Below are 13,048 nucleotides of genomic sequence, written 5' to 3'. Positions count from 1 at the left end.
GGTGCGGGCTGCCCGCCGTTCGCCTTCGGCCCGGTCGGGTCGGTGGGCGGCGGCGGGATCGGCACGTCCGAGGCCGGCGGCGGCGCCGGCTGGGTCTCGGGCTCCGCCTGCGGGTCGGGCGCGGGCGCGGCGATCGTCGCGGGCGAGGCGCCGCTCATCAATTGCGCCTGGGCCTTGGCGATCTCCTCGGGCGAGTGGCTCTGCTGGTACTCGTGCAGCTGCTCGACCTCGTCGCGGTGCTCGACCGCGTACTTGATCAGCTCCTCGATGTTGTAGAGGTTGGCGTCCCGAACGGCCGTCAGTTGGATCGGCGGCAGGTCGAAGTCGTACTCGACGCGGTTCTTGATCCGCACCGCCATCAGCGAGTCCAGCCCGAGCTCGATCAGGGGCACCTCCCACGGCAGGTCCTCGGGCTCGTAACCCATGGCGGAGCCGACGATCAGCCCCAGGCGCTCCGCGACCGTCTCGCCCGAGTCCGGCGACCACTTGCCCATGCTCGCCGAGAAATACCGGTTGGTCAGGCTGTCGGTCAGGGTCTCGGCTTCGGCCTCACCGCCGGACTCCGCCGGCGCGACGGCGGCCCCGTTGGACGCAGCCGTGATGGCCGCGCCCGCGCCGACCGCGGCCGGCAAGGCGACACCGGCCTCGGACGTGCCGATCCCGCCGCCGCCCACCGACCCGACCGGGCCGAAGGCGAACGGCGGGCAGCCCGCACCCAACCTGGCCGGCGCCGCACAGGCGCTCAACCAGGAGGCGGTCACCAAGGCGCTGAACTCCGACGTGCCGCCGCGCGACGCCGCCGAACGGGTCACCTTCGCGACGTGGGCGATCGTCACGGGTAAGTCCCCGGGCGGCATCTTCAACCCGCTGCCCAAGCTGGACGACGCGCAGGCCGAGAAGATGGCGCAGCGCCTCTCCGAGCGGGCCGAAGGTCCGATCACCGCCGAGGACGTGGTGACGTCGGAGAACATCGAGGCCCTGGCCGAGAAGGTTCGCGGATACCTCGAGGCCGGTGAACTCGACGGATTCGTCCGCACCATCCGGGCGCCGCAAAACGATTCGCAGATACCGGTTTTCGTGTTCCACCCGGCCGGCGGTTCGACGGTGGTCTACGAGCCACTGCTCAACCGGTTGCCGCCGGACACCCCGATGTACGGGCTCGAGCGCGTCGAGGGCACCGTCCAGGAACGGGCCGCCCAATACGTGCCCAAACTGCTGGAGATGAACGGCGACAAGCCGTTCATCCTGGTCGGCTGGTCGCTGGGCGGTGCGTTGGCCTACGCCTGCGCGATCGGGCTCAAGCGGATGGGCGCCGACGTGGCGTTCGTCGGCATGATCGACACGGTCCGGGCCGGCGAAGAGATCCCGCAGACCAGGGAAGAGACCCGCAAGCGGTGGGACCGGTACGCGAGATTCGCCGAGCGCACCTTCAACGTCGAGATCCCCGCGATCCCCTACGAGCAGCTCGAGGAGCTCGACGACGAGGGTCAGGTCAAGTTCGTCTTGGAGATCGTCCAGCAGAGCGGTGTGCAGGTGCCGGGCGGGATCATCGAGCACCAGCGCACGTCGTACCTCGACAACCGCGCCTTGGAGACGGTCCAGATCGAGCCCTACGACGGCCACGTCACGCTCTACATGGCGGATCGCTACCATGACGACGTCATCGAGTTCGAGCCGCGGTATGCCATTCGCCAGCCGGATGGCGGCTGGGGCGAGTACGTGTCCGAGCTCGAGGTCGTGCCGATCGGCGGGGAGCACATCCAGGCCATCGACGAGCCGATCATCGCCAAGGTCGGCGCGCACATGACCGAGGCGCTGGAGAACATCGAGGCGGGGCGCCGCCGGAAGAGTGAGGTGGGCAACTAGTGACCGGTGCGGAGCCTTCTCGCGCTCACACGACAGCCGAAAAGCTGGCCGAGCTACACGTTCGCATGGAGCTGGCCAAGGAGCCCGGCGGTGAGAAGGCCGTCGCCAAGCGTGACAAGAAGGGCATCCCCAGCGCCCGGGCCCGCATCCACGCACTGGTCGACCCGGGCACCTTCCTCGAGGTCGGCGCGCTCGCCAAGACACCGAACGACCCGAACGCGCTCTACGGCGACGGGTGCGTCACCGGACACGCCACGATCGACGGCCGGCCCGTCGGGGTTTTCTCGCACGACCAGACGGTGTTCCAGGGCACGGTCGGCGAGATGTTCGGCCGAAAGGTCGCGCGGCTGATGGAGTGGTGCGCGATGATCGGCTGCCCGATCATCGGCATCCAGGACTCCGGCGGAGCCCGCATCCAGGACGCGGTCACCTCGCTGGCGTGGTACGCCGAGCTGGGCCGGCGCCACGAGGCGCTGTCGGGACTGGTGCCGCAGATCTCCCTCATCTTCGGCAAATGTGCCGGGGGAGCGGTGTATTCGCCGATCCAGGACGACCTGCTGGTCTCGGTGCGCGACCAGGGCTACTTCTTCGTGACGGGTCCCGACGTGATCCGGGAGGTCACCGGCGAGGAGGTCACCCTCGACGAGCTCGGCGGCTCGGACGCGCAGGCCCGCTACGGCAACATCCATCAGGTGGTGGATTCCGAGGCCGAGGCGTTCCAGTACGTGCGGGACTTCCTGTCGTTCCTGCCCTCGAACTGCTTCGACAAACCGCCGATCGTCAACCCCGGTCTGGAGCCGGAGGTCACGCCGACCGATCTGGAGCTCGACTCGATCGTGCCGGACTCGGACAACATGGCCTACGACATGCACGAGATCCTGCTGCGCATCTTCGACGACGGTGACTTCCTCGAGGTGGCCGCGCAGCACGGGCCGGCCATCATCACCGGATACGCCCGCGTCGACGGGCACCCGGTGGGCGTGATCGCCAACCAGCCCATGTACCTGTCCGGGTCGATCGACAACGAGGCGTCCGACAAGGCGGCGCGGTTCATCCGGTTCTGCGACGCGTTCAACATCCCACTGGTCTTCGTGGTGGACACCCCGGGGTTCCTGCCGGGCGCCGAGGAGGAGAAGCGGGGCATCATCAAGCGCGGTGGGCGGTTCCTCTACTCCGTCGTCGAAGCCGACGTGCCGAAGGTGACCATCACCGTCCGCAAGTCCTATGGCGGTGCCTACGCCGTGATGGGCTCCCGGCAGCTGACCGCCGACTTCAACTTCGCCTGGCCCACCGCGCGCATCGCGGTGATCGGCGCCGAGGGCGCAGCCCAGCTGCTGATGAAGCGGTTCCCCGACCCGACCACGCCCGAGGCGCAGCAGATCAAGAAGGACTTCATCGAGGGCTACAACCTCAACATGGCGATCCCGTGGACGGCCGCCGAGCGCGGCTTCATCGACGCGGTCATCGACCCGCACGACACCCGGCTGTTGCTGCGCAAGTCGATGAAGTTGTTGCGCGACAAGCAGTTGTGGTTCCGCACGGCACGCAAGCACGGGCTGATCCCGGTCTAGCGTCAGGCCGAACGGCCGGCCAGTCAGGGGGATCATGTCGGAGAATCACGAGGCCGCAGTCGATCCCGTCACGGCAGCAGTGCAGAAGTGGCAATCGGTGCATGCCGCGCTGGGGCCGCAACACGAATCGACTTTGGCCGCGCGACTGGCGCTGGCCGAGGCGCGGCAGAATGCCGGCGACACGCTAGGTGCTGTCGGTGACGCCGGTGCAGTCCTCGATACACGTCGCGAGGTACTCGGATCCGAACACCCGGATACTCTCGCGGTGGCCGGCGCGGTGGCACGGTGGCGCTTCCTCCTCGGTGACATCGGCGCGGTTGACCAACTGCGCGAACTGATTCCGGCGATGGTTGGGGTGCTGGGCGCCGAGCACCCCGACACGCTCCGTGCGAGTCATGTCGTGGCCTACGTCGAGTATCCCCATGAGGATGCGGCGACCAGGCTGGTTCGCTGGGTGCGGTTGTGCGGCGCCGAAACTTGCGTGTTCGGTGTCGAGCACGAGGTGACGCTGTCGGCGGCCTACATGGTGGCGCAGGCCCGCTACGACCTCGGTGATCCTTTCGGCGCCAGCTCAGATGCGGTGCCCGTGGTGACGTACCGCCGCCAACTTCTGGGGGCGCATCATCCCGAGACTTTGGCCGCCCAACTGGCGCGGCTGGGTTGGCTCGGGGAAGCCACAGGCCCCACCAGCTTCGTTCTGAAGAGCCTCAACGAACTGATAACGACCGCCGAAAACGCGCTCGGCCACGACGACGAAATTACTTTGCGGGCGCGTTACGTTCGTGCGCTCTTGACGCCGAAAACGTCCGGTACCGAAGTGGACTGCATCTCCGAGTGGGACCTGCTGGCCGAGGACCTGACCCGCGGCCTCGGCGAGGCGCACCCGCTGAGCGTCGGTGCGCGCGAACAACGTTCGGCGGCGTACGCCGAGTGGGAGCAGGACCTCAACGAGGTGCGCGACCTGGCCTTCCATTTGTTCGTCGACGTGGAATCCGAAGAACGCGACATCGACCAGCCTCCGGGACGCGACTGGCTGGACACCGGAGACCTCGACGAAGACGCGGTCGAGAAGGTGACCGAGGACGCCGACGACCAGCGCGCCGAGCGCGCCGCGTTGATGGAAAATGTTGTGGCGGCCAAGAAAGCGTTGTCCCGCAGCGCCCGCGCCGCGGGCAATGACGCCTACGAGACGTTGCTGTGGCGTTATTTCCTGGCCTGGCGGTTCTGGGAGGGGCACGAATTCGAGGCGGCTGGCGAGCGGACCCGGCGGCTGATCGACGATTGCGCGCGGCTGCTCGGCGACGACCATGAACTCACGGAGGCGTCGCGAACGATGTTGCACTTCATCGACACCCGCACCTGGAGCGGTCTGCCACTGTTCTGGGATGGCAGCGCGATGGTCTGACGGGATCCTGGTGTTTCACCACGATCACGAAATCAGTCATGGTTCCGCACCGAGCGAACGTGTGGGCTGATCGCGGAACAGACCGGCTGCGGGGCAGTATCATTGGTTGCTTCGGCAGCGTCTCGCCCCTCATATGCCGACCGTGATATCGCGAGCGATATCAAATCCGTGGATCGAGTGGTGTTTGTCGCACGACGCGACCGGCGGGTGGTGATCGTTAGCCCGTGAACGCGCCGTCGACCAGGTCGTCGAACCGCTCCAGCGCCTCGTCGGATTCGGCGTCGATGCCGCGCAGCGCCCCCCGATCCGCGAGGTACCGGTGCGCATACAGCCGGGCTACCAACGCCTTTCGCTCCCCGCCGCGGGCCTCGCGCTCCCAGGCGGCCTGCTCGGTGAGCAACGCCGCGGCATAGACGTCGCCCATGAATTGGGCCAGCGGGAACAGCCGCGCCTCGGCCATGTCGCGGTCCAGCTTGGACCACGCCGTGATGGCGGCGTCGAGATCCTCGATGCGCCCGGCGACCAGCCGTGTGGTGTCGTCGTCGTCCGACACCGACACCGCGTCGCGCAGCCGCGCCAAAAACGGCTCGTGCGCGCGGGTCTGCTCGATGCCGCGCCGCACATCCAGGCACAGGATGTTGTCCGGCCCCTCCCAGATGGTGTTCACCTGCGCGTCGCGCAGCAGCCGGGCCACCGGCCAGGTCTCGATGTAGCCGTTGCCGCCGTGGATTTCGATCGCGTCGGACGCCGCGGTGATGCCGAGCCGGCACACTTTCAGTTTGGTCACCGGCACCGCGATGCGTTGCCGCATGGCCCGCGGCTGGCGATGATTGGTGGCGCCGGTGCCGTCGAAAACCATTGCCTGCGCGGCTTCCACGTCGACGATCAGCTCCGCGAGCTTGCGCCGCATCAGCGGCTTGTCGATCAGCGCGCCGCCGAACGCGTGCCGCTGCCGGGCATAGCACAACGACTCGACTAGGGCGCGGCGCGCGTTACCCAGGCCGAACAGGGCGATGCCCAGGCGCGCGGCGTTGGTCAACTCCATCATGCGGCCCAGGCCCTTCCCGTCCGATGGCCCGGCTTCGCCGCTGGGCTCTCCCGACAGCAGAAACGCTTCCGCGTCAACGAATTCCACCTCGCCGGAGGCCACCGAGCGGGTGCCGAGCTTGTCCTTCAGGCGGCGCACCCGCACCCCGTTGCGCGACCCGTCGCGGCGGGTGCGCAGCACCAGGAAGTTGGCGACGCCCCGCGTCGAGTCGGGTGCGCCCTCCGGCTTGGCCAGCACGACGAAGGCCTCGCCGGCGCAGTTGGAGGCAAACCACTTGAACCCGTTGAGGATCCAGGAATCCCCGGCCCGGGTCGCCGTGGTCTCCAGCGCGCCCAGGTCCGAGCCGCCGGTGCGTTCGGTCAGCAGCTGCGCCGTCTCCCCGGCCCACTCGCCCGAGGCGAACTTGGCCAGCACGTGCTCGCGCACGTCGGCAGGCGCGTAGGCGGCCACCAGCGAGGAGACCATGCCACCGCCGGTGCCCAACGCGCAGCCCATCCCGATGTCGGCCTGATTCAGCAGGTAGTTCGACGCGAACAGGCCCAGGCCCGAGCTCACCTTGGCGGCGCGGGCGTCGTTGCGCAGCGCCTGCTGGGCGTCCAGGACCGCGCGCTTGGACTGGGTGAAGGACGCCGGCATGACGACCTGGCTGACGTCGTGTCCCCACCGGTCGTAGCGTTCCAGCCGCGGCGGGTTGTGGTCGGTCTCCTCCGCCCATTTCGCGACCGGGCCGCCCATCAGCTCGCCCATGCGCGCCAGGTGCGGCTCCACCACCGCCAGCTCGTCCGGCTGCAGGTAGTACGCCATGATGAACTGCAGGGTGGGGTCGGTGAGGTACCAGTTGAGACCGAGCGCCCCGCGATAGTCCTCGGTCCGGTAACGCTGCGCCTTCTCCTCGGTGGAGAAGGGCAGCCTGTCCACCGCCTCCGCGGCGTAGTCGCTCATGGGTGAGACGCTACGCGCTGGTGAGGAAAACCAGACGGACCCTGCCGATTTGGATTTCGTCGCCGTTGGCCAGCACCGCCGAGTCGACCGGCTTCCGGTTGACGTAGGTCTGGTTCATGCTGCCCACGTCGACGACGCGGAATTGCCCGCCGTCGCTTCGGAATTCGGCGTGCCGACGGCTGACGGTGATGTCGTCGAGATAGATGTCGCTCTCGGGATGGCGGCCGGCGGAGACCACGTCTGCGCTCAGGGAAAAACGCGAACCGGCGTTGGGGCCACGCTTCACGACGAGCAGCGCCGAGCCTGGGCGCAACCCGGCGGTGTCCTCGATCGCGGCATCGGCGGCGGTTGCCGGCGCGTCGAGCTCGGCGGGCATGGCGCTGCCGATGGCGCCGGTGCGGTCCTCCGGGTCTTCGCGCCGAGTTGGCCGGTGCGGCGTCGACCCCGTGTCGCTCACGCGGCTCGCGGCAGGTCCGGGTTGGCCGCCGTCGCCTGCGATGTCGGGCGCTGCGGCGCCGGCACCCAACCGACGTAGGTCAGGTACAGCCCGACCAGGGCGAAGACGACGCACGCCGTGATCCACCAGCCCTGCGCGCCGATCATGTCGTTGGCCAGCGCGTCGAAGAACCTGGGAAATGCCACCAGCAGCAATCCGCGCAACACGATCAGCCAGCCGACCAGGGAAACGGTGACCGCCGCGGCGCCGCGCCAGCTTTGGTGGGCCGCAACGATGGTCAGGCCGATCAGCAGGATGAAGGCTCCGGTCACGAAGGTCCACATCGAATTCGCCTCGAACTGCGACAGCAGCGACTGCATGTCCGAGGCGCGCGCCACCGCCGTCACATCGACGACGACGAGGAAGGGGCCGAGCACGCGGCAGAAGAAGCGTGTCGACTGTTGGGAAGCGTCCATTGCCGTACCTTTCATCCGACGCCGGTCACGCGGCGACCCCTTTATCGGAGCACTCGACCGCGGCGTCGTGATAGGGACTTAAGGCACTGCCCGCTCCCAACGGCGTGGTTATACCGGGGCGACGAACTCTGATGTGTAGAACTCCGCCGGATTCTGCGAGTTAGCGTTGGTCCGTTCGATAATCACCCAAACTCCAGTCGTGCCGGGACGAATGGTGTCTTGGACGGTCGTTGTTCCGGTGCCCGCCGCATCGATATCCATGCCCGCGAAAGCGGTGCCGGGATCACCCGGACCGCAGGTGCTCGACGAGGGCCGGGGCATCTGGATCAGCCCGACGTCGAAGTGGGTGCCGGGCTCGGGCTCGTCGTACAGGTGCACCTCCGCGAGCGCTCTTGACCCGCTGGTACGGATCACCGCCGAGCCGGTGCCGAGCATCGGGCTCGGCACCTTCGGGGCCACGCCGACGCGGCTGAAATCGCAGCGCCGCAAATAGTTGTCCAGCACCACCGTGGTGCCGCCTTCGGCGTGGGCCTTGACGCCGAACGTCATCGCCCAGGTGATCGCCACCGCGATCAGCGCCGCACATGTTCGGATACGTCTCAGCGTGTACATGGGCCCACCTGTTTCTCCCGTGTGAACTGAATCACAGCGGTTAGGTATTAACCAGGGCCCGGCAAAATCAAACCTATTTCCGGCAATTACTCATTCGTTAATTTGTGCGGTTATTGGGCGGCTGACGAATTGCCAGAGAAAAGGCGTTTATTACGCCCTACGGTTTAATGCGGATCGGCCCGGGAGACCACCAGCCGCTACGGGTCGCGGTGCCCAGATCGAGCTGCGCGGGATGGGCATCGGCGACGGTGTCGAACTTGCGCAGCGATCCCCAGTCCCGGCCCCAGTCGTGCGACAGGTAGGTCGACATCACGTGGGCCCGCAGCAGCAGATCGGTGATGCCCAGCAGGCCGCCGTTGACGCCGTCCTGCCAGGTGTCGGTGTCCTGCTTCTTGGCGTTGTAGTCCGGGGTGATGCGGAACCTCGGGATCTCGGTGACACCGTTGACATGCAACATCGGCTGCTGGCACGGGAATGCCAACCCGACCGCCCAGTCCATCAGCACCGGCTGCGTCGAGCCGACATACTCCTGCAACGAGCGCAGTTCCGGCACCCGCGGCGGGGTGACCGCGATCCAGTCGTCCGGCGTCAGCGACAGGTCCTCGGCGACGAGCCGCACGGCGACGGCGTCCGCCGGGATCTGCGAGCGCGCGAAGCGCAGGTTGCGCCAGACCTTGGGTTGCTCGCCGTAGAGGTCGTAGGGCACCAGCCTGCCGCCCGGCTGCACGGAGCCGCCGGGACCGGGACGGCCGAACTCCAGCTCGACCGTCTGGCCGCTGGTGTGGTGATGCAAGATGCTGTTGCCGGCGATCGTGCCCGCCGCGGTGACGACTACCAGCGGGTGCCCGTCATCCGCCTTCGGCAGCTGATACCACGCGGAGGTGAGCCGGCTCTGCCGTTGCGCCCCGGTCGTGTAGCTCCCGGCCAGGGGGACCTGCTCGGCGTTGAGGCCGTACGGCAGCGGCACCGTCGATCCGTTGACGCCGGGCGTCGTCAGCTTCAGCGGCGCGTCCCAGTCGTAGTCGGTGCCCGGCTGCGGCACCGACGTCTCCTTGACCGACTCGGCCAGGGTGCGGTCCGGAACACCGTTGGGAGTGAATCCCGTCGGGTTCACGCCCCCGAGCGCCCCCAGCGGACCGTAATCGCCGGGCAGGGGCGCCATGAAGCCGGCGTTGCTGTCCGGTTCGACGAGCACGTCGTCGGCCAGGCCGCAGCCTCCGCTGAACTCGCGCAGGTTGTCCCAGGCATTGGAGTAGGTGGGGTATTGACGCACGATGCCGGCCACCATCGACGCCACGAACACCAGCGCCATGAAGCCGGCCGCCAGCGGGATCGGCGCGGCGGTCAGCGCTCGCGCCAGGCGGCCCTCGCCGTGGCTGGTGTCGGCGAAATGCAACCAGGCCGCATACACCGCGGCAATCACGAACAGCGCGAAAAAGATTGTGCTGATCGAGATTCCGCCGACCCTGGGCATGCTGCTGTTGAACGGCACGCCGTAGCTGGAGACGTACCACCAGCCGTTGGTGGTGGCGAAGCACAGCGCCAGAATGAACAGCACCGCCGCGAGGAACGCCATCCGGTTGCGCGACCAGCGCAGCACCTTCGGCGACACCAGCACCGTCGTCAGCGCGGCCATCGCCGCGCCCACCGCGGCGAACAGCCCGAAGTGGTGCACCCACTTGGTGGGGGTGAACATCAGGAAGAACATGGTGCCGAAGATGACACCCATCAGGCGCCACGCCGGCCCGCGGGCCACGCCCGGAACTCGCTTGCGCCGCAACATGATGAACATGGCGGTGAACAGGCACAGCGCGGTGATCAGGAAGCCGAAGCGGCGCGAGAGTGAACCGTCGACGGTGGGCAGAATCAGGTAGTAATAGCGCAGGTTTTCGGTGTACCAGGCCTGGCTGGGCCCGATCGCGGTCCGAATCCTGGTGGCTTCCAACACCGTTGACAGCGTCTGATCGGCGAACACCACGGTCAGGATGACCGTTCCGGCGGCCAGCATCGGCGCCACCAGCGGCAAGGTGCCGACCAGCCGATGCCGGCGGACCAGGATACGCAGGATCGGACGGCCACCGGCGACCAGTGCGGCCACGGCGATCAATCCGGTGGGCTGGACGCCGAGGGTGAACGCCGCGGTGATGACCGCCAGCGCGGCGGGAGTCAACCGGCTGTAACGCATGGAGCGCTCGATGAGCACGTAGGTGATCAGCGAACCGACGGCGATGATCGGCTCCGGGCGCAGGCCGTTGTCGAACGGCATCCACGCGGTGAGCAGGACCAGGCCCGCCGCCCAGTTCGCCGCCTTGCTGCCGGCGACCGCGGGCCCGAGACGGGGCAGCACCTCACGCGAAAGCAGCAGCCAGCAGACGATTCCCGCGATCAGGTCCGGCAGGCGCATCCACAGGCTGGCGTCGCTGACGTGGGTCATCAACGCCAGCAGGTTGTAGTACCACCCGAACGGGTCCTCCGGACTGCCGAACCAGCGGAAGTAGTTCGACATGTAACCGGCGTGGTCGGCGACCCGGGCCATGCCCAGGATGTAGCCGTCATCGGACGAGTTCGCCCCGATCACGTGCCACAGCAGGAACCCGAAGATGACCGTGACGTCGGCCAGCGTGAAGGTGCGCCAGTTCGCCGGAATGAGCCGGCGCATCCGGTGGCCGTCCAGCTGGTCCAGGCGCCACAACGCGATCAACGCGACGATCGTGGACACGATGGCCAGCACCATCGCGGTCAGCTTCAAAGTCGTTGGGGTGGTGGAGAACCGGGTGTCGATGGTGGCCGACAGTTTCAGGCCCGGCGGGGCCGGGCCGGTGAGGTCGGTGAACACCCCGACGATCTGCGGCCGCAGGTTCGGGTCGGGGAAACCGCCCCCGATCGGCCTGCCGGCCGAATCCTTCAGCCCGACGAAGGTGGCGAAGGCGCCGGCTTTCGTCGAGGTGATCTCGATGCGCTGGCATTGCGGGCCGGCCACCTGGTCTCGAGACGCGCTGGCGATCACCACATTGCGGTCGGTGACGTCGACGCGTTTGGCGTTGACGACGACGAACAGCGCGTTCAGCGCGGCGTCCTTGCCCTTCTTGGGCGCCGTGCTCAGGACGACCCCGCCGTCCGACGGCAACGCGCTCACCACCGAGCACGGCACGGTTGCGGTCACGTCCACCGGCGTCAGTGAAATCAACGGCGCGGTAACGCTGTTCAGCTGGCCGCCCTGGGGCCAGCTGAGGGTGGCGGTGGTCTGCACGACGGGCAGCAACGGCGTGGCGACCGACAGGACGAAGCCGATCAAGCCGGCGATCGTCGCGACCCAGCGCGTCGCGCGCACGTTTTGACCGGCGGTCGCCTTGTCTTCGCGGTTGTTCACGGTCGTGATGCTCATGGAAGCGCCCGAATCGGTCCCTGTCGGCTCCAGCCGTGCACTGTCATCACACCCTGTTCGATTGCGGCGTCGGGCGCCTGGTCAGCCGGCACCAGCCGGAAGTACTGCTCCACGGAGCCCCAGTCGCGATACCAGTCGCCGCGAAGATAGGTGGAGACCGTCGAGGTGCGCAGCATCGCCTGAGTGACCAGGAACGGGCCGCCGGCCTCGCTGGCCTGCCACCCATTCGACGACGACGCCGTCTGCTTGTGATCGGGCAGGATGCGGTACTGCGGAAGTTCGGCCACGCCAAGGTGTTCGGAGAACGGGTGCTGGCATGGGAAGTTCGCGGCGGTCGCGATGTCCATCAGCACCGGCGTGCGCGACCCGATCAGCTGCTGCAGGGTTTGCAGCACCGGCACCCGCGGCGGGGTGAACGCGAACCACTGATCCGAGCTCAGGTTCGGGTCGTAGGCGACGATGCGCGCCACGTCGGCCTCGGGCGGCGCCCAGGTGAGGGGGAAGCGCAGGTTGCGCCACGCCGGCTCGGGGCCGATGTCGATCGGCTGCACCTCGGCCAACGGCTGGGTGGTGCCGTCGGGGCGGGTGACTCCCCACTGCAACTTCAGCGACTGCCCGTAGGTGAAGGTGCCGTCCTCCTTGTACGACCAGATCGCGCCGGTCGCCGACACCACGACGATCGGCCGGTCCGGGGTGCGGGGCGGTAGCTGGTACCACGCCGAGGTCGCCGTGGCGGCCAGCGAATTCTCGCCGTAGCTGCCCATCACCGGGGTGCGGGCCGGGTCGAGTCCGAACGGGAGCGCCGCATGGGAGCCGTTGACGCCGACGGGGCCCTTCCCGCCGGCCGTGCCCGCCGAGTCGCTCATGGCGGCGTTGGGCTTGTTGGGCGACGCATCCGAATTCACCACGCCGGGCTTGGTCACCACCGGGTACGACCGCAGGTCGTCGCCGACGCCGTCGGGCTTGAAGCCGACCGGGTTGACCCCGCCGAGCGGGCCGTCGGGCCCGAAGACCTGCCCGGGCGCCGGCGCCAGCATGCCCGCGTTGGGGTCGGGCTCGGCAAGCACGTCATCGGCCATGGCACAGCTCGTCGGGGACAGGCCGGAAGCGATGGCGGCGAGGTTGGCCTTGCCGGTGGTGTAGAGCGGGTAGCGGAACACCGCGCCTTTGGTCAGTGAGGCGACTTCGCCGACCACCATGATGCTCGCGACCACCAGCAGCGGGGTCGACGCCAGCACCCGGTTGCGCCGGTTGTCTTTGACTTCGGTGTGGCCGGCATAGTCCATCCGGAAGTGCTGCCACGCGGC

The 13,048-nt window shown here is 68.1% G+C and carries 9 protein-coding genes and 1 pseudogene; 3 read left to right on the top strand and 7 right to left on the bottom strand.

The window, feature by feature from the left end; translation table 11 throughout:
- On the bottom strand, window positions 1-632 hold a 632-nt coding region (locus A9X03_RS26640), incomplete at its 3' end, for a phosphopantetheine-binding protein (RefSeq protein WP_369831423.1).
- A 130-nt stretch (window positions 633-762) separates the two neighbouring features.
- Between A9X03_RS26640 and A9X03_RS26635 the strand changes: the two are divergent.
- The 3 genes and pseudogenes from A9X03_RS26635 to A9X03_RS26625 form a co-directional block, all read left to right on the top strand.
- Window positions 763-1,866, top strand: a pseudogene (locus tag A9X03_RS26635) (thioesterase domain-containing protein); the annotation flags it as partial.
- Window positions 1,867-1,931: 65 nt separating this feature from the next.
- Window positions 1,932-3,437, top strand: coding sequence for an acyl-CoA carboxylase subunit beta (locus A9X03_RS26630; RefSeq protein WP_231975472.1), 1,506 nt, complete (start codon window positions 1,932-1,934; stop codon window positions 3,435-3,437).
- Between the two features lie 34 nt (window positions 3,438-3,471).
- Window positions 3,472-4,842: a tetratricopeptide repeat protein gene (locus A9X03_RS26625; RefSeq protein ID WP_068263837.1), complete on the top strand. Its 1,371-nt coding sequence runs from the start codon at window positions 3,472-3,474 to the stop codon at window positions 4,840-4,842.
- Between the two features lie 217 nt (window positions 4,843-5,059).
- Here A9X03_RS26625 and A9X03_RS26620 read toward each other — a convergent pair whose 3' ends face one another.
- The 6 genes from A9X03_RS26620 to A9X03_RS26595 form a co-directional block, all read right to left on the bottom strand.
- Complete coding sequence (locus A9X03_RS26620) at window positions 5,060-6,832, bottom strand: acyl-CoA dehydrogenase family protein (RefSeq protein ID WP_068263833.1); 1,773 nt, start codon at window positions 6,830-6,832, stop codon at window positions 5,060-5,062.
- Window positions 6,833-6,842: 10 nt separating this feature from the next.
- Window positions 6,843-7,220 (bottom strand): FHA domain-containing protein, encoded by a 378-nt coding sequence (locus tag A9X03_RS26615; protein WP_368664914.1) that lies wholly within the window; start codon window positions 7,218-7,220, stop codon window positions 6,843-6,845.
- Window positions 7,221-7,285: 65 nt separating this feature from the next.
- Entirely contained in the window at window positions 7,286-7,744 is a 459-nt protein-coding gene (locus tag A9X03_RS26610; protein ID WP_156746687.1) for a hypothetical protein, read from the bottom strand.
- Window positions 7,745-7,852: 108 nt separating this feature from the next.
- Window positions 7,853-8,356, bottom strand: coding sequence for a hypothetical protein (locus tag A9X03_RS26605; RefSeq protein WP_067778992.1), 504 nt, complete (start codon window positions 8,354-8,356; stop codon window positions 7,853-7,855).
- A 157-nt stretch (window positions 8,357-8,513) separates the two neighbouring features.
- Window positions 8,514-11,741, bottom strand: coding sequence for an arabinosyltransferase domain-containing protein (locus A9X03_RS26600; protein ID WP_068015452.1), 3,228 nt, complete (start codon window positions 11,739-11,741; stop codon window positions 8,514-8,516).
- A partial coding sequence (locus A9X03_RS26595; protein WP_197696152.1) for an arabinosyltransferase C-terminal domain-containing protein occupies window positions 11,738-13,048 on the bottom strand: 1,311 nt, incomplete at its 5' end. The genes A9X03_RS26595 and A9X03_RS26600, both read right to left, overlap by 4 nt.

Source organism: Mycobacterium sp. E1715 (genome assembly GCF_001667625.1).
GTDB lineage: Bacteria > Actinomycetota > Actinomycetes > Mycobacteriales > Mycobacteriaceae > Mycobacterium.
The sequence above is the reverse complement of the archived record's forward strand: the minus strand, read 5'-3'. Positions and strand labels throughout refer to the sequence as shown.

Bases quoted from the DNA above. Each gene is read 5' to 3' on its own strand.
- A9X03_RS26630 (WP_231975472.1), top strand. From the start codon at position 1,932: ATGGAGCTGGCCAAGGAGCCCGGCGGTGAGAAGGCCGTCGCCAAGCGT.
- A9X03_RS26625 (WP_068263837.1), top strand. From the start codon at position 3,472: ATGTCGGAGAATCACGAGGCCGCAGTCGATCCCGTCACGGCAGCAGTG.
- A9X03_RS26620 (WP_068263833.1), bottom strand. From the start codon at position 6,832: ATGAGCGACTACGCCGCGGAGGCGGTGGACAGGCTGCCCTTCTCCACC.
- A9X03_RS26610 (WP_156746687.1), bottom strand. From the start codon at position 7,744: ATGGACGCTTCCCAACAGTCGACACGCTTCTTCTGCCGCGTGCTCGGC.
- A9X03_RS26605 (WP_067778992.1), bottom strand. From the start codon at position 8,356: ATGTACACGCTGAGACGTATCCGAACATGTGCGGCGCTGATCGCGGTG.
- A9X03_RS26600 (WP_068015452.1), bottom strand. From the start codon at position 11,741: ATGAGCATCACGACCGTGAACAACCGCGAAGACAAGGCGACCGCCGGT.